This is a genomic window from Angelakisella massiliensis (assembly GCF_900104675.1).
GTDB classification, from domain to species: domain Bacteria; phylum Bacillota; class Clostridia; order Oscillospirales; family Ruminococcaceae; genus Angelakisella; species Angelakisella massiliensis.
The window spans coordinates 2,309,029-2,327,674 of sequence record NZ_LT629945.1 but is presented as its reverse complement, the minus strand read 5'-3'; the positions used below and the strand labels follow the sequence as shown (position 1 = coordinate 2,327,674).

The 18,646-nt window shown below is 56.4% G+C and carries 18 protein-coding genes and 6 tRNA genes; 22 read left to right on the top strand and 2 right to left on the bottom strand.

What is annotated here, in order from left to right; translation table 11 throughout:
- Positions 1-217: 217 nt before the first annotated feature.
- The 6 genes from ileS to BQ5383_RS16520 all read left to right on the top strand — a co-directional run bounded on the left by ileS (position 218) and on the right by BQ5383_RS16520 (position 7,084).
- Complete coding sequence (ileS, locus tag BQ5383_RS16545; protein WP_071433819.1) at positions 218-3,004, top strand: isoleucine--tRNA ligase; 2,787 nt, start codon at positions 218-220, stop codon at positions 3,002-3,004.
- 90 nt (positions 3,005-3,094) lie between these two features.
- Positions 3,095-3,700 (top strand): signal peptidase II, encoded by a 606-nt coding sequence (gene lspA / locus BQ5383_RS16540; RefSeq protein WP_071433817.1) that lies wholly within the window; start codon positions 3,095-3,097, stop codon positions 3,698-3,700.
- The gene (locus tag BQ5383_RS16535; protein WP_071433815.1) at positions 3,697-4,620 is read left to right on the top strand and encodes an RluA family pseudouridine synthase; all 924 of its coding nucleotides are present in this window, start codon (positions 3,697-3,699) and stop codon (positions 4,618-4,620) included. The genes lspA and BQ5383_RS16535 overlap by 4 nt, the downstream gene beginning before the upstream one ends.
- 46 nt (positions 4,621-4,666) lie before the next feature.
- Positions 4,667-5,506 (top strand): transketolase, encoded by an 840-nt coding sequence (locus BQ5383_RS16530; RefSeq protein ID WP_071433813.1) that lies wholly within the window; start codon positions 4,667-4,669, stop codon positions 5,504-5,506.
- A 1-nt stretch (position 5,507) separates the two neighbouring features.
- Positions 5,508-6,458 (top strand): transketolase family protein, encoded by a 951-nt coding sequence (locus BQ5383_RS16525; RefSeq protein WP_207646820.1) that lies wholly within the window; start codon positions 5,508-5,510, stop codon positions 6,456-6,458.
- Between the two features lie 260 nt (positions 6,459-6,718).
- On the top strand, positions 6,719-7,084 hold the full coding sequence (locus BQ5383_RS16520) for a ComEA family DNA-binding protein (RefSeq protein ID WP_071433811.1): 366 nt from the start codon (positions 6,719-6,721) through the stop codon (positions 7,082-7,084).
- 154 nt (positions 7,085-7,238) lie between these two features.
- Here BQ5383_RS16520 and BQ5383_RS16515 read toward each other — a convergent pair whose 3' ends face one another.
- Positions 7,239-7,664 carry a hypothetical protein gene (locus tag BQ5383_RS16515; RefSeq protein ID WP_071433809.1) on the bottom strand — a complete coding sequence of 142 codons (426 nt, stop codon included), beginning with the start codon at positions 7,662-7,664 and terminating at the stop codon, positions 7,239-7,241.
- Between the two features lie 199 nt (positions 7,665-7,863).
- On the opposite strand from BQ5383_RS16515, the gene BQ5383_RS16510 reads away from it, so the two are divergent.
- From BQ5383_RS16510 to ansA, 7 genes are all read left to right on the top strand, one after another.
- Positions 7,864-7,939 (top strand) — tRNA-Val (locus BQ5383_RS16510).
- A gap of 3 nt (positions 7,940-7,942) precedes the next feature.
- Positions 7,943-8,019, top strand: a tRNA-Asp gene (locus BQ5383_RS16505).
- 7 nt (positions 8,020-8,026) lie between these two features.
- Positions 8,027-8,102, top strand: a tRNA-Phe gene (locus BQ5383_RS16500).
- 6 nt (positions 8,103-8,108) lie between these two features.
- Positions 8,109-8,184, top strand: a tRNA-Gly gene (locus BQ5383_RS16495).
- 35 nt (positions 8,185-8,219) lie between these two features.
- Positions 8,220-8,295 (top strand) — tRNA-Phe (locus BQ5383_RS16490).
- Between the two features lie 4 nt (positions 8,296-8,299).
- Positions 8,300-8,375, top strand: a tRNA-Gly gene (locus BQ5383_RS16485).
- 74 nt (positions 8,376-8,449) lie between these two features.
- A complete protein-coding gene (ansA, locus tag BQ5383_RS16480; protein WP_071433807.1) occupies positions 8,450-9,469 on the top strand; it encodes an asparaginase in 1,020 nt (339 codons plus the stop codon).
- A 276-nt stretch (positions 9,470-9,745) separates the two neighbouring features.
- Here ansA and BQ5383_RS16475 read toward each other — a convergent pair whose 3' ends face one another.
- Positions 9,746-10,249, bottom strand: coding sequence for a ferritin-like domain-containing protein (locus tag BQ5383_RS16475; protein ID WP_071433805.1), 504 nt, complete (start codon positions 10,247-10,249; stop codon positions 9,746-9,748).
- A gap of 154 nt (positions 10,250-10,403) precedes the next feature.
- Here BQ5383_RS16475 and yunB point away from each other — a divergent pair, with 154 nt between their 5' ends.
- The 9 genes from yunB (at position 10,404) to BQ5383_RS16425 (ending at position 18,602) form a co-directional block, all read left to right on the top strand.
- A complete protein-coding gene (gene yunB, locus BQ5383_RS16470; RefSeq protein WP_172724652.1) occupies positions 10,404-11,081 on the top strand; it encodes a sporulation protein YunB in 678 nt (225 codons plus the stop codon).
- A gap of 232 nt (positions 11,082-11,313) precedes the next feature.
- Positions 11,314-13,284 (top strand): NAD-dependent DNA ligase LigA, encoded by a 1,971-nt coding sequence (gene ligA / locus BQ5383_RS16460; protein ID WP_338061424.1) that lies wholly within the window; start codon positions 11,314-11,316, stop codon positions 13,282-13,284.
- Position 13,285: 1 nt separating this feature from the next.
- A complete protein-coding gene (gene gatC / locus BQ5383_RS16455) occupies positions 13,286-13,561 on the top strand; it encodes an Asp-tRNA(Asn)/Glu-tRNA(Gln) amidotransferase subunit GatC (RefSeq protein WP_071433797.1) in 276 nt (91 codons plus the stop codon).
- Between the two features lie 39 nt (positions 13,562-13,600).
- On the top strand, positions 13,601-15,058 hold the full coding sequence (gene gatA / locus BQ5383_RS16450) for an Asp-tRNA(Asn)/Glu-tRNA(Gln) amidotransferase subunit GatA (RefSeq protein ID WP_071433795.1): 1,458 nt from the start codon (positions 13,601-13,603) through the stop codon (positions 15,056-15,058).
- 15 nt (positions 15,059-15,073) lie between these two features.
- Positions 15,074-16,513 carry an Asp-tRNA(Asn)/Glu-tRNA(Gln) amidotransferase subunit GatB gene (gatB, locus tag BQ5383_RS16445; RefSeq protein WP_071433793.1) on the top strand — a complete coding sequence of 480 codons (1,440 nt, stop codon included), beginning with the start codon at positions 15,074-15,076 and terminating at the stop codon, positions 16,511-16,513.
- A 309-nt stretch (positions 16,514-16,822) separates the two neighbouring features.
- On the top strand, positions 16,823-17,266 hold the full coding sequence (locus BQ5383_RS16440; protein WP_071433791.1) for an RNA polymerase sigma factor: 444 nt from the start codon (positions 16,823-16,825) through the stop codon (positions 17,264-17,266).
- Between the two features lie 112 nt (positions 17,267-17,378).
- Positions 17,379-17,822: a zinc ribbon domain-containing protein gene (locus BQ5383_RS16435; protein ID WP_071433789.1), complete on the top strand. Its 444-nt coding sequence runs from the start codon at positions 17,379-17,381 to the stop codon at positions 17,820-17,822.
- A 163-nt stretch (positions 17,823-17,985) separates the two neighbouring features.
- Positions 17,986-18,408 (top strand): sigma-70 RNA polymerase sigma factor region 4 domain-containing protein, encoded by a 423-nt coding sequence (locus tag BQ5383_RS16430; RefSeq protein ID WP_071433787.1) that lies wholly within the window; start codon positions 17,986-17,988, stop codon positions 18,406-18,408.
- Positions 18,405-18,602: a helix-turn-helix domain-containing protein gene (locus BQ5383_RS16425; RefSeq protein ID WP_071433785.1), complete on the top strand. Its 198-nt coding sequence runs from the start codon at positions 18,405-18,407 to the stop codon at positions 18,600-18,602. The genes BQ5383_RS16430 and BQ5383_RS16425 overlap by 4 nt, the downstream gene beginning before the upstream one ends.
- Positions 18,603-18,646: the final 44 nt, after the last annotated feature.

Genomic DNA, 18,646 nt, shown 5'->3' with positions numbered 1-18,646 from the left:
ATACCTGATTTTGATACCCCGGTCCGTCCTTTGGGACAGGCTGCGGGGCCTGCCCCGGATTCTTCCGGAACCAGGGCCGGCAGGGGAGTGGAAAATATTCCCCAAAAGGACGCCGAAGGGTTTCGGTGTGCCGAAAATGTCCTTTTTATCGGGACACGCCGGAGGGGATCCTTCCAACGGCGCCGTCTCAGATCATTTTTTAGGAGAGATAAAAACAATGAAGGCTCAGGACTACAATGCCACCTTAAACCTGCCTGTGACAGATTTTCCCATGAGGGCGGGTCTTCCCCAGAAGGAACCTGTGACGCTCAAGCACTGGCAGGAGCAGGACCTTTACCATAAGATGATGGAGCGCAACGAGGGCAAGCCCCTCTACATCCTCCATGATGGCCCTCCCTATGCCAACGGCGATATCCATCTGGGTACAGCCCTCAACAAGGTGCTGAAGGATATCATTGTCCGCCATAAGAATATGACCGGCTACAAGGCCCCTTATATCCCCGGCTGGGATACCCACGGCCTGCCCATTGAGCTGAAGGCCCGGAAAAAGGCCGGTGTGGACAGCGGCATCAGCCCCGTGGAGCTGCGGAAAATCTGCAAGGAGTTCGCCCTGCATTATGTAGGGGTCCAGCGGGAGCAGTTTGAGCGCCTGGGCGTTCTGGGTGATTTCGATCATCCTTACCTGACTCTCCGCCCCGAGTTTGAGGCCAAGCAGATTGAGATTTTCGGCGAGATGGCCAGCAAGGGCTATATCTACAAGGGCCTCAAGCCGGTTTACTGGTGCCCCGAGTGCCAGACCGCTCTGGCTGAGGCGGAAATTGAGTACGCCGAGGATCCCTGCGATACCGTTTATGTGAAGTTCAAGGTAGCTGACGACAAGGGCAAGCTGGCAGCCCTGGGTGCAGAGCTGGACAAGACCTATTTCGTCATCTGGACCACCACCACCTGGACCCTCCCCGGCAACCTGGCCATTTGTGTGGGTCCCTCCTATGACTACTGTGTGGTCAAGGCGAACGGTGAATATTATGTAGTGGCCCGGGAGCTGGCGGACAACACCATGAAGGCTGCCGGTATCTCCGAGTATGAGATCCTGGGCCTCATCACCGGTGCCGAGTTGGAGTACATGACCTACACCCATCCCTTTATGGACCGGGTATCTCCCATCATCGTGGGCGACCACGTCACACTGGACAGCGGTACCGGCTGCGTCCATACCGCTCCCGGCTTCGGTGTGGAGGACTTTGAGGTTTGCCAGAACTATCCTGATATTGGTATTGTGGTGCCTGTCAACAGCGTGGGCCGCATGACCGCCGAGGCGGGCAAGTTCGAGGGCCTGACCACCACCGAGGCCAACAAGGCCATCAAGGAGGACCTGATCGCTTCGAACAGCCTGCTGGCCTCCGAGCACATCGAGCACCAGTATCCCCATTGCTGGCGCTGCAAGGAGCCGGTGCTGTTCCGGGCCACTGAGCAGTGGTTCTGCTCCATCGACGGCTTCAAGGACCAGGCTCTCAAGGCCATTGAGGATGTGGAGTGGATTCCCGCCTGGGGCGAGGGCCGCATCCGCAACATGGTCAATGACCGCAGCGACTGGTGCATTTCCCGTCAGCGTACCTGGGGCGTGCCCATCCCCATCTTCTACTGTGAGGACTGCGGTGAGCCCTACATCACCAAGGAGAGTATTCAGGCGGTGGCCGACCTGTTCCGCAAGGAGGGCTCCGATGGCTGGTACCTCCATGAGGCCGCTGAGATCCTTCCCGCCGGCACCAAGTGCACCAAATGCGGCGGTACCCATTTCCGCAAGGAGAAGGACATCATGGACGTCTGGTTCGATTCCGGCTCCAGCCACGCGGCGGTGCTCACCGAGGAAAACGGTCTCCATTGGCCCTGTGACCTGTATATCGAGGGCGCTGACCAGTATCGCGGCTGGTTCCAGTCCTCTCTGCTGACCGCTGTGGCCACCAGAGGCTCCGCTCCCTACAAGACCTGCTGCTCCTGCGGCTGGGTGGTGGATGGCGAAGGCCGGAAGATGTCCAAGTCTTTGGCCAACGGTACCGCCCCGGAGAAGATCATCAACCAGTATGGCGCCGATATCCTCCGTCTGTGGGTGGCGTCCTCCGATTATCACTCCGATGTCCGCATTTCCTTTGAGTACCTCAAGCAGCTTTCCGAGGGCTATCGGAAGATCCGCAACACCGCCCGTTACATCCTGGGCAATATCAGCGACTTCCATCCCGATACCGACAGCGTGCCCTTCGATGAGATGATGGAGATCGACCAGTGGGCGGTGGCCATGACTGAAAAGCTCATTGCCGATGCCAGAAACGCTTATGACGCCTTCGACTTCCATCTGGTCTATCACGCCATCCATAACTTCTGCGCGGCGGATATGTCCAGCTTCTATCTGGATGTGCTGAAGGACCGTCTGTATACCGAAAAGAGCGACGGTCTCAAACGCCGTTCCGCTCAGACTGCCATTTACACCATCCTGCGTTCTCTGACGCTGCTGCTGGCGCCTATCCTCACCTTCACCAGTGAGGAGATCTGGGACTGCCTGCCGGACAGCAAGGAGAACAACAAGGATTCCGTCATGCTCAACGATATGCCTCTGCCCACCGAGAACCTGGTGACCGAGGAGTTCCTGGCCAAGTGGGAGCGGATCCATACCATCCGTGACGATGTCAACAAGGCTCTGGAGATTGCCCGTACCAATAAGGCCATCGGCAAGTCCCTGGAGGCCAAGGTGGTGCTCCACTGCGATGAGGACACCTACACCTTCGCCAAGTCGGTGGAGGGCGAGCTTCCCGCCGCCTTTATCGTCTCCGCTGTGGAGATCGTCTCCGGCGGGGAAGGCAGCTTCCATGGTGATGTGGCCGGCCTGTCTGTGGATGTTCTCCAGGCGGAGGGCCAGAAGTGTGAGCGCTGCTGGATGTACAGCGAAACAGTGGGTCAGGACCCCGAGCATCCTACCCTGTGCAGCCGCTGCGCCGCCGTGCTGAAATAATTAAAACAGGCGAGCCCGAAAGGGCCGGAGTGCGGCCGGTTGCAGCCGGACCGCACTTCCTTTTTCCGGCTGGCCGTCAGGAGTTTTTCTATGTCAGGAATCGTAACGCTGATTTTATCCGCTCTTCTGGTGGGTGTGGACGCTCTGATCAAGAATTGGGCTGCCACCTCCCTGAAACCGGTGGGTTCCATTGATCTGATTCCCGATGTTCTCAGCCTCCATTATCATGAGAACTTCGGCGCCGCCTTCGGGATTTTGCAGCAGAAACGCTTCTTTCTGGTGGCGGTAACGGCAGTGGTGCTCCTTGTGCTGGCCGGGGCCATCCTGCTGCGGAAAGTACGGGGGCCTCTGCTGCTGACTTCTCTGGGGCTGATCATTGCCGGAGGAGCCGGGAACCTGGTGGACCGGGTGCGGTTGGGCTACGTCATCGATTACATCTATTTTGAGCCGATCAATTTCCCCATTTTTAATTTCGCGGATTGCTGTGTGGTTTGCGGCACCGTGCTGCTGGCCTTCTATCTGCTGTTTATCGACGGACGGCAGGGGAAAAAGGCTGCCGCTGTCCATCAGGCAGGGGAGCTGCCCTCCCAGACAGAGGGACAGGAGAGCGCTTCGGTGGAAGAGCAGCCCCGGCAGACCGAAGCAGAAGAGGAGGCTCAGTCGGAGCAGGCTGAGACGGAGGAACAGGAGCCATGACCTCTCAGTTGCTGGAAGTGACCCAGGAGCAGGAGGGCTTCCGTATTGACAAGGCGGTTTCAGCGCTGCTGCCGGAGCTGTCCCGTTCCGCGGTACAGAACCTTTGCGCCGCCGGACAGGTTCTGCTCAACGGCGCTCCCGCTTCCAAAAGCGCTCAGGTGCGGGCGGGGGATCAGGTGACGGTGGAGGTGCCGGACCCGGAGCCCCTGGAGGTGGAGGCGGAGGACATTCCTCTGGAGATCGTCTACGAGGACAATGACCTGCTGGTGGTCAACAAGCCCAAGGGGATGGTGGTCCATCCCGCACCGGGAAATTATACCGGAACCCTGGTCAACGCCCTCCTTGCCCATTGCGGAGAGAGTTTGTCCGGCATTGGCGGGGTGATCCGCCCGGGCATCGTCCACCGCATCGACAAGGATACCAGCGGGCTTCTTATCGTCGCCAAAAATGATCTGGCCCACCAGTCTCTGTCGGAACAGATCAAGGTCCACAGTTTTACCCGGGAATATGCCGCCATCGTTCATGGGCGCTTCAAAGAGGCTGCTTTTACGGTGGATGCTCCCATCGGGCGCAGTCCTGTGGACCGGAAAAAGATGTGTGTTACAGATCGGGGAGGCCGTGCGGCTGTCACCCATGTGGAGGTGCTGGAGGAATTCCGGGCCTTCTCCCATGTGCGGTGCCGTCTGGAAACAGGACGCACCCATCAGATCCGGGTCCATCTGTCCTATTTGGGCCATCCGGTGGCGGGAGACCCGCTGTATGGGCCAAAAAAGACGCCCATCAAAGATACCCAGGGACAATGCCTCCACGCAAAGACCATCGGTTTTACCCATCCCCGCACAGGGGAGCGGTTGTTTTTTGATTCTGCGCTGCCGGAATATTTCCAGCGATTACTGGAGAAGCTGCGGCAGCAGGGATAATTGGTTCATCGCGCACGTCGCGCCCCAATCAAAAGGAGGAACAAACATGAAGGATGAACAGAAAAAAACACTCCAGCAAACGGCCAATAAGGTCCGCAGAGGGGCTGTGGAAGCGGTTTACGCCGCCCAATCCGGCCATCCCGGCGGATCGCTGTCCATTGCCGATGTGATGACCTATCTGTATTTCCAGGAGCTGAGAATCGATCCTGAGAACCCCCGCTGGGAGGACCGGGACCGTCTGGTGCTCTCCAAGGGCCATGTCTGCCCGGCACTGTACGCGGCGCTGGCACTGCGGGGCTATTTTCCGGTGGAGGAGCTGAAAACCTTCCGCCGTGTGGGTTCCCGCCTTCAGGGACATCCCGATCTGAACAAGTGCCCCGGTGTGGATTTCACCGCTGGTTCTCTGGGACAGGGCGTTTCTGCTGCTGTGGGTATGGCGCTGGCAGGCAAGCTGGCCGGTAAGAATTATCGGGTTTACACCATCCTGGGAGACGGTGAGATTCAGGAAGGCCAGGTTTGGGAATCCGCGATGTTCGCCGCCCAGCACAAGCTGGATAATCTCTGCTACATCATCGACAACAACGGCCTGCAGATTGACGGCGATATTGCCGATGTTTGTTCTCCCTATCCCATTGATGAGAAGTTTGCCGCCTTCGGCTTTGAGACCATCAACGCTAACGGACACGACTTTGATGAGATTGAGGCCGCTTTCGACAAAGCGAAGAAGGTCCAGGGCAAGCCTGTGGCCATCATCTTCAAGACCGTCAAAGGTAAAGGCATCTCCTTTATGGAGAATCAGGCTTCCTGGCACGGCGCGGCTCCCAATGCCGAGCAGTATGAGGTAGCGGTCAAAGACCTGGACAAGATCGATGCGGAGGTGCGGTAAGATGGCGGATATGAAGAAAAAAACTACCAGAGAAAGCTACGGCGAGGCTCTGGTGGAACTGGCTCAGACCAATGACAAGATCGTGGTTTTCGACGCGGACCTGGCGAAGGCCACCAAGACCGACCTGTTCAAAAAGGCCTGCCCCGAGCGCTTCTTTGACTGCGGTATTGCCGAGGGAAATATGATGGTCACCGCCGCCGGTATGTCCACCTGCGGTTATGTGCCCTTTGTCAGCACCTTTGCCATGTTCGCGGCGGGAAGAGCCTTTGAGATGGTGCGCAACTCCATCGGCTATCCCCACCTGAATGTCAAGATCGGCGCTACCCATGCCGGTGTATCGGTGGGTGAGGACGGCGCTACCCATCAGTGCAACGAGGACATCGCCCTGATGCGGGCGATCCCCGGCATGACGGTGATCAACCCCGCTGATGATGTGGAGGCCAGAGCCGCTGTCAAGGCTGCCGCTGAGTATGTAGGTCCGGTTTATCTCCGCTTTGGCCGTCTGGGTGTGCCGGTGTTCAATGATCCCGACACCTATGAGTTCCACTGGGGCAAAGGCGTTACTCTGCGGGATGGCTCCGATGTGACCATCGTGGCCACCGGCCTGCTGGTGTGGGAGGCTGTGAAAGCAGCGGAACAGCTGGCAGCTGAGGGTATTTCCGCCCGGGTCATCAACATCCATACCATCAAGCCTCTGGACGAGGAGCTGATTCAGAAGGCCGCCCGGGAGACCGGCGTCCTGGTCACCGCTGAGGAGCATTCCATCATCGGCGGCCTGGGCAGTGCTGTTCTGGATGCCATTTCCGAGACCTGCCCTGTTCCTGTGGTGCGCATCGGCATCAAGGACCAGTTTGGTCATTCCGGTAAGGGCGCTGAGCTGCTGGAGGAGTTTGGTCTGTGCGCTTCCAACATCGTGGCGGAGACCAAGCGGGCTTTGACACTGAAAAAATAAATAAAACGTAAAAAGCGGAGCAGGAGGGCAGGAAAGTCCTTCTGCTCCGCTGAGTGTGTTGGGAAAGTTGAGATGTGCTTCCAGGCGAATGAGCGATTTCCTCAGGTGCGCGGCCAGGTTTCTGACAAAATAAGTGTAACCGCCGGCTTTGGGCCGAAACGGGCACAAGTCTGGATTCTTCTGGCCTGAGCAGAGGGAAAATGCCGGGAAGTCCTCCTGCCACACTGTCGGGCTTTGAAAAGGAAAGGGGAGAGAGTAGGATGAAAAAAGGTTTTGGTACAGCGGCCTACTTGCTTTTTTCGGCAGCTGTGATTGCCTGTGCCGTTCTTACCACTCCCGCCCTTGTTTCACTGCGTGAGTACCGTCAGGGGGAGAGTACAGTGGGCACGCCGGTTTACAGCGATGAAATCACAGTGACAGCTTTTCTGGAGGAAGGGGCTGTCAACATCAACACCGCTTCCGTGGAAGAGCTGTGCCAATTGCCGGGAATCGGCCCCACCCTTGCCCAGCGTATTGTGGAGCGCCGGCTTCTGGACGGCCCCTACGAAGATCTGTGGGAATTGGAACGTCTGGAAGGAATCGGGGAACAGACAGTCCGGGGACTGCTGGACTATGCCTGCACCTGAAGGAAGCGTCTCTGAGACGCCACACAGTTTGTTCTGATTGTCTGGGAGAAAGCTTGTATTTTTTGTCCTGTTTTTCAGCCCTCTTCAGGAAGGATCAGGGTTGGGAGGTTTGACGATACGCGTTGCGGGATCGGATTGGGCTCGGGCAGGTGGGTTACAGATATTTTTTCAGTGATTCAATATTTCGCTGCTCGGAGCGGATCAGCTCCTGTCCCAAGGCGGTCACTTCGCTGCTGGCCAGAGGATTGTTGTTCAGTTCCCGGGTCAGTGAAGTGATTCCCATGGTGTCTCCCTGAATGACCATCTCGGCAATATGGGAGGGGGAAGCGTCCTTCATGGTGTTCCACTGGATACCGCTCCAGACGCCCATCTTGCTGACAGCGCCGGTTTCCTCCGGCTCCAGGCCCCGCTTGCGGAGCATCTGTTCGGCCCGCCCGGCAATGTCCTCCAGGGTGGTTTTGTATTGGGTCAATTCCCCGTGAATTTCTCCGTCCGCTACCTTGGGCAGCAGAGTGTCCAGGGAATAGAGGGCCATTTCCGCGTTTTGATGGATTTCTTCCAGCATATGGTTCTCGTTCATGGTTTCACACTCCTTTTCTCGCGGTATGACAGAATCAGGCTATCATCCGCCAAAATAGTGTTCCACCGCCGCTTCATCGATGATCATGGTAATTTTTTCGGGAAAAGTTGTAAAAAGTGTTGACACATGGGACAAGCTATAGTATAATAACATTCGTCGCCGCGGGGCGGTTAACGCTTCGGACGATTTTATTATGAATGGGAGCATAGCTCAGCTGGGAGAGCATCTGCCTTACAAGCAGAGGGTCACAGGTTCGAGCCCTGTTGTTCCCACCATATGGCCCGGTAGTTCAGTTGGTTAGAACGCTAGCCTGTCACGCTAGAGGTCGTGGGTTCGAACCCCATCCGGGTCGCCAATTTTTTGGCCCTGTAGCTCAGTTGGTAGAGCAGCGGACTGAAAATCCGCGTGTCGTTGGTTCGATTCCGACCGGGGCCACCATTTTTTGCGGGTTTAGCTCATCTGGTAGAGCGCCACCTTGCCAAGGTGGAGGTAGCGAGTTCGAGCCTCGTAACCCGCTCCAATAAAGAGCCGGTCTTTGTTCCGGTCTTTATTTTTGGCCCTGTAGCTCAGTTGGTAGAGCAGCGGACTGAAAATCCGCGTGTCGTTGGTTCGATTCCGACCGGGGCCACCATTTCGCGGGTTTAGCTCATCTGGTAGAGCGCCACCTTGCCAAGGTGGAGGTAGCGAGTTCGAGCCTCGTAACCCGCTCCAACAAAGCGCTGATTGGGAACGATCAGCGCTTTTTTTGCATCATTGCGGTAATTTGTAACCGGGGAGGGTTTGGGATGAAAAAAAGAGTGTGCATCATCTATACCGGCGGCACCATCGGTATGGTGCCCAGCGAGCAGGGTTATGTTCCCCGAAAGGATTATCTGGCAAGCCAAATGGCAAGGATGCCGGAATTTTCTTCTCCGGATATGCCGGAATATGATTTGGTGGAGTTTGATCCGCTGCTGGATTCCTCCAATATGTCGGTGCGGGAATGGAATCAGATCGGCGCCGCCATCCGGGAGCGGTATTTTGATTACGATGGCTTTGTGGTGCTTCATGGCACCGATACCATGGCTTATACGGCATCGGCCATTTCCTTTATGCTGGAGGGGCTGGAAAAACCGGTGGTCCTCACCGGTTCCCAGATCCCTTTCTGTGAGCTGCGCAGTGATGCCCGGGACAATCTTACCACCGCTGTGATGATCGCCGCCCAGGGGCAGGTACCGGAGGTATGTCTTTATTTCAGCGGCCGCCTTCTTCGGGGCAACCGGGCCACTAAGCTCAGCGCCGATGAGCTGATCGCCTTTGATTCCCCCAACTATCCGGCACTGGCCAAAGCGGGGGTGCGGATCACCCTCAGCCCCCAGAATATTCGCCCAAGGGGGACCGAGCTGCGGGTCCATCTATTCCAGCCGGTTCAGATCGCTGTGCTGAAGGTCTTTCCGGGAATCCGCTTCGAGGTTTTTGAGAATCTTGTCACATCAGGCGTGAAGGGAATTGTATTGGAGGCATTCGGAGCCGGAAATATTCCCAGTGAGGGCAACGGTCTCCTTGAACTGCTGGATAAAGCAAAGCAAAACGGTACCATTGTGGTGGTGTGTACCCAATGCCTTCGGGGCTCCGCTCATATCGGCGCCTATGAGGCCAGCGCTGAACTGAAGAAGGGCGGCGCGGTATGCGGATATGATATGACAGTGGAAGCGGCTGTAGCCAAACTCTATTATCTGTTCAGTCAGGAATATGAGGAAGCCCAGATCAAGGCTGCCATGGAAAAAGACTTGCGGGGCGAGTTAAGTGTACCCGAGCTGATTTAAGGCAATATCGCAAGATTCCAGGTGGTGGGGTGCACCTGAAAATTTTTTGTGAAATGAACCGGAAAGTACAAAGGATTCTTGATGGATTGGTAAGGATTTGGGGAAATATCACGGAAAATTTTGGGGTGACACGTCGCCTGAGGCGTTCGCCGTCAATTGTGCGGTGTTGCCTTCATAACAAAAGCACGGCGCCGGAGAGAGGGGAAGTCTTCTCTCCGGCGCCGCTGCCATGATCGCTGAAAGGGGAATCCCATGGCTTTGCCCATGGGGCAGGGGTCAGCCTTTGCGGCAGAACTGGTTGATCAGCTTGGTCAGCAGAATGATATGGTGCTCTTCATCCTTGGCAATGCGGCGCAGCAGCGCGGCGGCACAGGGATGACCGATCCGCTGGGCGGTGTAAAGATAGGCGGTGACAGCGTTATGTTCGTCGCTCAGATCCTTGAGCAGCAGTTTGCAGAGGCGGTTTTCGTAGCAGACCATCCCACCGTCCCACCACCGGCGGCGGCTGGGTTGACAGAAACGGGGGTCCCCGCCGAAGCTGCGGATAAGACGTCCCAGCATCATCAGGTGGTGCATCTCCACCGCGGCGATTCCTCCCAGTGTCTCTGTCACCTCATCCGGACAGCAGAGCAAACGCTGATAGGTGTACTGATGAATGGCGCTCAGCTCACTGGCCGCGCCGGCATACAGGGGGTAGAGCATGGTCAGAGCTTTGGGATTGGGGCAACGGTTTTCCATTTCCGGATAAGGTCCCTCCGCCTGGTAACGGCTCAGATCCATTGAAAAAACTCCTTTCCCGCGCAGGATGCGCTGCTCTATCTTATGCCGGAAGGAAAAAAACGCCTTCCATTCAACAAAAGCCAGCTGGGGAATATACTGTACTATTCCGAAAAAAGGGGCGTTTTGGATGAGGGGATGGCGGAAAAAATGGAAAATGACCCGGAAAATAAAATGTTTTATGGCGGCCTTTGGACTTCTGGCGGCGGTGATGCTGCTGGATTCCAGTATCCGCCCCACCATTGAACTGCTGGCTTCTCATGAAGCGCGGGTGTTCGCCGTCCAGGCCATTAATGACGCGGTTTATGATGAACTGGCCGAGGAGGGCAATTCCTATGGAGAGCTGGTGACGCTGGAATACAACGATCAGGGCAATGTGGCCGCTTTGCAGACCAATGTGGTGGAGATGAATCGCCTTCAGGCTACCCTTACCCGGGAGATCATTGACAGGGTGATGGAGTTCCGTACCCAGTCGGTACTGGTGCCGCTGGGCAGCATTATTGGAGGCCAGCTTTTTTCCGGTAGAGGCCCGGAGCTGGAATTCCGGTTGATTCCGGCGGGATTTATCGAGACCAGTATCCGCAATCACTTTGAGGCAGCCGGCATCAATCAGACCCGGCATCAGATCCTCCTCCATGTGCGCCTGACCATCAGCGCGGTGCTGCCGGGGTATGCGGTTTCCAGCGATGTGGAGACCGATGTGGTGTTGGGAGAGACGGTCATTGTGGGGCTGGTGCCGGATGCCTACACCATGGTGGGGGATGGCACAGATCCCTTGGTGGGGCTGATACAGGATTACGACGCCGCCGAGCAGCGTATGGAACTGGGACAGTGAGGCAGAAACAGCGGTTTTGTTTGAATTTTACCAGTGGATATGATATAATAGCCGGAGCGATATGCGGCGGCAGACATTGGGTGTTTGGAAAAGGGGATGCAGGAGGAAAGATTATGGGGAAAAAGTCTCCCATCCCGTTTCCCGCTGCCGCATACTTTGAGCTTGTTCCAGGGAAAAGTGTTCCTCTGGGGCATACTAAACCCAAAAATGGGGTGAGATGATGAGTGAATCCGTGGAAAAACAGATCCGACAGCTGCGGGAGCTGGTCAGCTACCACGCCAACCGGTATTATAATCTGGACGATCCTGAGATTTCCGACTTTGAATATGACAAACTGCTCCATCAGCTGATGGACCTGGAGCAGGCTCATCCGGAATACGCTTCCCCCGATTCTCCCACAGTCAAGGTGGGGGGCGTGGCCCTCAATACCTTTGCCGAGGTGGAGCATCGGGTGCAGATGGGCTCCCTCCAGGATGTGTTTTCCTTTGAGGAGCTGCGGGAATTTGACCGCAGGGTGAAAGAAGCGGTTCCTGAGGCCACTTATGTGGTGGAGCCCAAGATCGACGGCCTGTCCGTTTCCCTGGATTATGTGGATGGCCTTCTGACCATCGGCTCCACCCGGGGCAACGGTTTTGTAGGGGAGGATGTGACGGGGAATATCCGCACCATCCGTTCCATTCCACAGACCTTGCCGGACAAGCTTCCCCGGCTGGAAGCCCGGGGCGAGGTGTATATGCCCATTTCCAGCTTTGAGCGTCTGGTGGAGCAGCAGGAACTCAATGACGAAAAGCCGGCCAAAAATCCCCGGAACGCCGCCGCCGGTTCTCTGCGGCAGAAGGACCCCAGGGTGACCGCCGGACGGGGACTGGACGTTTTTGTTTTTAATCTCCAGCAGATCGAGGGCAAGACCCTGGAGAGCCACAGCCAGTCCTTAGATTACCTGAAAAGCCAGGGTTTTCCCGTTTCTCCCTCCTATCTCCGCTGCGCCGATATTGAGGACGCTATCCGGGAGGTAGAGCAGATCGGTAAGCGCCGGGGGGATTATTCCTTCAACATCGACGGGGCGGTCATCAAGGTGGACCGCTTCGACCACCGGGAGCGGCTGGGGGCCACGGCAAAGTATCCCAAGTGGGCGGTAGCCTATAAGTATCCCCCGGAGGAAAAGGAGACGCTGTTAACCGATATTCAGGTTCAGGTGGGGCGTACCGGCGCGGTGACCCCCACAGCGGTGTTTGAGCCCATCCTTCTGGCGGGCACCACTGTCAGCCGGGCAGTGCTTCATAACCAGGATTTCATCAATGAAAAGAATCTGGCCATTGGAGACCGGATCATCATCCGCAAGGCGGGGGATATCATCCCCGAGGTGGTGTCGGTGGCCTGGCATGACCCGGAAAAATCCGCCTATCAGCTGCCGGAGCACTGTCCTTCCTGCGGGGCCCAGCTGGTGCGGGATCCTGACCAGGCGGTGATCCGCTGTCCCAATTCCAGCTGTCCCGCCCAGGTGGTCCGCAGCCTGATTCACTTCTGTTCCCGGGGCGCCATGGACATCGACGGCATGGGTGTTTCCGTCTGTTCGCTGCTGTACCGGGAAGGGCTGGCCAAATCGGTGGCGGACCTGTACCGGCTGCGTCCGGAGGACCTGATGGAATATGAGGGCTTCGCCAGAAAGAAAGCGGAAAAGCTGACGGCGGCCATCGAAAAATCCAAGGAGAACGATCTGTGGCAGCTGCTGTTCGGCCTGGGTATCCACAATATCGGGGAGAAGGCGGCCAAGCTGCTGGCAAACCGCTTCCGTACCCTGGATGCCATCCGGGCAGCCTCCGAGGAGGAGATCAGCTCCATTGATGGCTTCGGCGCCATTATGGCCCGCAGTGTAGCGGAGTATTTTTCCAATGAAAACAACCAGGACCTCTGCCGTCAGCTGGAGGAGCTGGGTGTCAATACCTCTTCTCTTCAGGGAGAAGGAGGAAACCGTTTTGAGGGAATGACCTTTGTTCTCACCGGGACCCTGCCCACCCTCACCAGGAGCGAGGCTACCGCCATCATTGGGCGAAACGGCGGGAAAACCTCCTCCTCCGTTTCCAAAAAGACCACCTATGTACTGGCGGGTGAGGAAGCGGGCAGCAAGCTGACCAAAGCCAACCAGTTGGGGATTCCGGTGATCAGTGAAAGCGAATTTTTAGCCATGGCTGAAAGGGGATAGAATGTTGGAGATCGATATCAAACATGTGGCGAAGCTGGCAAGACTTCGCATTGAGGATGAAAAGGTGGAAATGTTCCAGCGGCAGATGGGGGACATCATCGCCATGGTGGAGCGGCTGCCGGAAATGGAAAGCCGGGTGCTGCCGGTGGACCGCGCCAACCGCATGGAGCTGCGGAAGGATGAAATCAAGCCCTCCCTGCGCCGGGATGTGATCCTGGCAAACGCTCCGGAAACAGCCGCAGGCTGTGTGGTGGTGCCCAAGACCACCGAATCCTGACAGGTTTTGACTGTAACAACAAGGAAAGGATGCACACCCATGAATTTGTTTGAATATTCCGCTGGTGAGCTTCACAAGAAGCTTCTGGCCAAGGAGTGCAGCGCCGTGGAAATCACCGAATCGGTGCTGGAGCGTATCGACGCCTGTGAGGAGAAGGTAGGAGCTTATCTGACTGTCACCGGCGAGCAGGCAAAGGCCGCGGCCGCAAAAGTGGACGCCAAAATCGCTGCCGGGGAGGAAATCCATCCTCTAGCCGGCATCCCTATGGGTATCAAGGACAACATCTGCACCAAGGGAGTCACCACCACCTGCGCTTCCAAGATGCTGTATAACTTCGTTCCCCCTTACAATGCCACGGTAATGGACAAGCTGGAGGGCGTGGATGCGGTCATGATCGGCAAGCTGAATATGGATGAGTTTGCCATGGGATCCTCCTGTGAGAACTCCCACTTCAAGCTCACCCATAATCCCCGGGCCCTGGACCGGGTTCCCGGCGGCTCCTCCGGCGGTTCCGCGGCTGCTGTGGCCGCTGGTGAAGCGGTGGTCACCCTGGGCTCCGATACCGGCGGCTCCATCCGCCAGCCTGCCGCCTGCTGCGGTATCATCGGCCTGAAGCCCACCTACGGCTCCGTTTCCCGTTATGGTCTGGTGGCCTTTGCCTCCTCTCTGGACCAGATCGGTCCCATGGGCCGGACGGTGGAGGATGTGGCCAATCTGTACAGTATTATCTGCGGCCGGGATCCCATGGACGCCACCAGCGCCCGCCGGGAGTATCCCGATTTTGCTGCCCAGATTTCCGGCGATGTGCAGGGAATGCGGATCGGCCTGCCCAAGGAATATTTCGGCCCCGGTGTGGAGGAGGGCGTTCGCGCCGCAGTGATGGATTCCATCCATACCCTGGAGCGGAAGGGCGCCAAGGTTGTGGAGCTGAGCCTGCCCAGCACCGATTACGCCCTGTCCGCCTACTACATCATTTCTTCCGCTGAGGCTTCCTCCAACCTGGCCCGCTTCGACGGCGTCAAGTACGGCTACCGGGCAGAAGGATACACCAGCCTCACCGATATGTATGAGCGCACCCGCAGCGAGGGCTTCGGCGACGAGGTGAAACGCCGCATCATGCTGGGTACCTTCGTGCTCAGCTCTGGCTATTATGATGCCTACTACAACCGGGCCAAGCTGCTGCAGAAGACCATCGCCGAGGAGTTCACCGCCGCCTTTGAGCAGTGCGACATCATCGCCACCCCCACCACTCCCACCACCGCCTTCCGCTTGGGGGAGAACGTCGGCGATCCGCTGAAAATGTATGCCTCCGATATCTGCACCGTCACCGTCAACATCGCCGGCCTGCCCGCCATTTCCTTGCCCTGCGGCATGGTGGATGGCCTGCCCGCTGGTCTCCAGCTGATCGGACCCCGGTTCTCCGAGGGACGGCTCTTCAACGTCTCCCGGGTGCTGGAGCAGGAGCGGGGCGGCCTGTGCGCCGTCGCGGCACTTTAAGGGAGGGGCGAAAAAATGAACTATGTTACCGTCATCGGCCTGGAGGTCCATGCCGAGCTTTCCACCAAAACAAAAATCTATTGCAGCTGCAAAAACTCTTTCGGTTCCGAAGTCAACTCCAACTGCTGCCCCGTCTGTACCGGTATGCCCGGCACCCTGCCCACCCTTAATGAGAAGGTGGTGGAGTACGCAGTGAAGATGGGTTATGCTCTGGGCTGCAAGATCAACAATGTCTGCAAGAGCGACCGGAAGAACTACTTCTATCCCGACCTGCCCAAAGCCTACCAGATCTCCCAGTTTGACATTCCTCTCTGTGAGCATGGTTATGTGGATGCCATCATCGACGAGGAGGGCAATACCAAGCGCATCGGCGTCACCCGTATCCATATCGAGGAGGACGCGGGCAAGATCATCCACGCCGACCCCTATCCCGGCAAGAGCCTGGTGGACTTCAACCGCTGCGGTGTGCCCCTTATCGAGATCGTCTCTGAGCCGGATATGCGCTCTTCCGCCGAGGCCAGAGCCTATCTGGAGACCATCCGCTCCATCCTCCAATACCTGGATATCTCCGACTGCAAGATGCAGGAGGGTTCCATCCGCTGTGACGTCAACGTTTCGGTCCATCCTGAGGGCAGCGACAAATTCGGCACCCGCTGCGAGATGAAGAACGTCAACGGCTTCAGCAATGTGGTGGCCGCCATTGATTATGAGGCCAAGCGCCAGATCGAAATCCTGGAAGCGGGCGGTACCATCCAACAGGAGACCCGCCGCTGGGATGCCGCCACCGGCACAAACCAACTGCTCCGCTCCAAGGAGGACGCCCAGGATTACCGTTACTTCCCCGAGCCGGATCTGCTTACCATCGTGGTGGATGAGGACCGGCTGGAGGAGTTGAAAAACGAGATCCCCGAACTGCCCAACGTCAAGCTCAAACGGTATATGACCCAGTATGGTCTGCCTTATTTTGACGCCAATCTCCTCACCGAGAATGTGGATAAGGCCAAGTTCTTTGAGGACTGCATGGCTCTGGAGCGCTGCCAGCCCAAGAATGTTTCCAACTGGCTGCTGGGAGATGTTTCCCGTATCCTCAATGAAAAGAACATCGGTCTGGATAAGACCAGCCTCACCCCTGACAAGCTGTGCGATATGATCGCTCTCATTGAGAAAAAGACCATCTCCAATACCGCTGGAAAGACGGTGCTGGAGGAGATCATTTTCAGCGACAAGACCGCCGATGATGTGGTCAAGGAGAAGGGCTTGGCCCAGATCAGTGACAGCTCCGCCCTGGAGGGGATTGTCCAGCAGGTGCTGGAGGCCAATGCCAAGGTAGTGGCGGATTACAAGGGCGGCAAGAGCAACGCTCTGGGCTTCCTGGTGGGTCAGTGTATGCGTCTGTCCAAGGGACAGGGCAATCCCACCGTTATGCGGGAACTGCTTCTAAAAGCGCTGGGCTGATTACTCCAGCGGTGCCCCTTACCTGTAATGAAAAAGCATCTCCGAAGCTTCCAAAAAAGTTTCGGGGATGCTTTTTTGTTTGTGAGATGATGGATAGGGGACAGAGGACCGTACAAGGCGGGGGAGTACAGACGTCTTCATCCGTTCCCCTTGGAATGAGAAAAATCTTCGCCAATGGCGGTACGGTGTGAAAACGGAGAAATGGAAAATTTATTTTGAAAAAACGTTGCAAAGAGCAATCTGCTGCGTCTTATTGATTGAAAGAATAAGAGAAACTGCCTTGAGTGAATTTTGTATTGGAGGTGGTGGATGTTGTTTCTGCTGCTGTTGCAGGATATAGAGGACCCGAAGGACAGGGACCGTCTGACGGAATTTTATCTCAACTATTCTGCCTTGCTCAAAAATAAGGCTTTGGACATTCTCGGTCGGTGTGGATGGGCGGGCCGGGGGGACCTGGCCGAAGACCTGGTACAGGACGCTATGGTTCGGCTCATCAAGCGGATGGAAACCATCAAAAAGCTCTCTCAGCCCCAGCTGGTGGCCTACGGGGTCAAAACGGTGCAGTCCTGCGCCCTGGACTACTGCCGCAGGGAAGCGGCACGGAGCAGGACAGCCTTTGCCGCGGAGGCGCTGGAGGAGGCACCGGAGGACCCGGTATGGCGGGAATATTCGGATGACGGCGAGGAGCAGCTTTTTCTGCGGCTGGGGCAGGTGTTGGCAGCCCTTCCCCAATGCTCATGTGCCATAAAGTAACACATAAGAATTGATAGACAGCAGCCCACTATTCCGCAGCAACAGCGAGTTGCTTGTTAAAACCCCGTTTTGAAGTTATAATGAGTAAAAACAACCTTTAGGAGGGACGGGCATGGAAATACAAGGTATTCTTAAAAATTTACGCGAGAAAAACAACCTTACGCAAGAACAACTGGCTGAACGTGTGCAAGTTACCCGACAGGCGGTTAGTCGCTGGGAAACAGGCGAAACACAGCCAAATACAGATACCTTAAAACTGTTATCACGAGTTTTTGATGTGTCAATCAATACGCTTCTGGGTTCTCCACGGCAACTTGTTTGTCAGTGTTGCGGAATGCCATTGAATGAAGATGGTCTGATTAGCCGAGAACCAGACGGAAGCTATAACGAGGACTATTGTAAATGGTGCTATGCTAATGGGGAATTTGCATATCAATCCAAGGAATCTTTATTGGATTATCTGGTTGCGAATATGCCAAATCCCGATAACGCAGATGAAGAAACCAGACGTAATCAGTTTGATTTGTACCTTTCGCAATTAAAGCACTGGAAATAACTATATTGTCATAGCAAAGCCAGCCGAGCCAGTCAACGGTCAAGATAAACGGCGCATACGCGCCGCCGTTGACAGCCCCGCCCGCCTTTGCTGATAGGCAATCAAGGGGGCGACAGCAAGGAGTGCTGCCGCCCCGCACTATTATCAGAGAGGGGGAATTTCCATGACCGAAGATGAAGCCTACAAGGTGCATATCCAGTACACCTTTAACGCCTTTTGCAAGGTTGTCATTCGTCACGCCGCCATAGATATAATTTTGAAGCTGCGCCGGAGGTGGGAACGGGAAGTTTCCCTTGACTACCTGATGAATGAGAAGTTTGTCCAGTTTGCCGAGACGGAGCAGATTGAAGAATATCTTTTTAATGCCTGCGGCCAGACCGCCGTTCTGTATCATGCGGAGCTTGCCGCCGCCCTTGCACTCTTGCCGGAGCAGGCACAGGAAGAAATTTTCCGCTATTATTTCCTGCGCCAGCCGCAGCGCGTGATCGGCGTACATATCGGCCGGACACGCAGCACAGCGGGGCGGCATATCCAGCTTGCCTTGAAGCGGCTCCGGCGGCTTATGGAGGGAGGGAAAACGCTATGAGTAAACTTCTCCCCTATGAAACAATCGTCAAGGCGCATAAGGGCGACCCGGACGCAATCGACACCGTTCTTTCCCACTACGCCGGATATATCCGCTACTGTTCCAGAGTACACGGGAAAGTCAACGCGGAGGTTGAGGAACATGTGAAGCAGAAGCTAATTTCTGCCCTGTTCAAGTTTCGATTTGACCGATAAGCATAGACCTTGTACCGTAGATATGGTAAAATCAGAGTACCCGC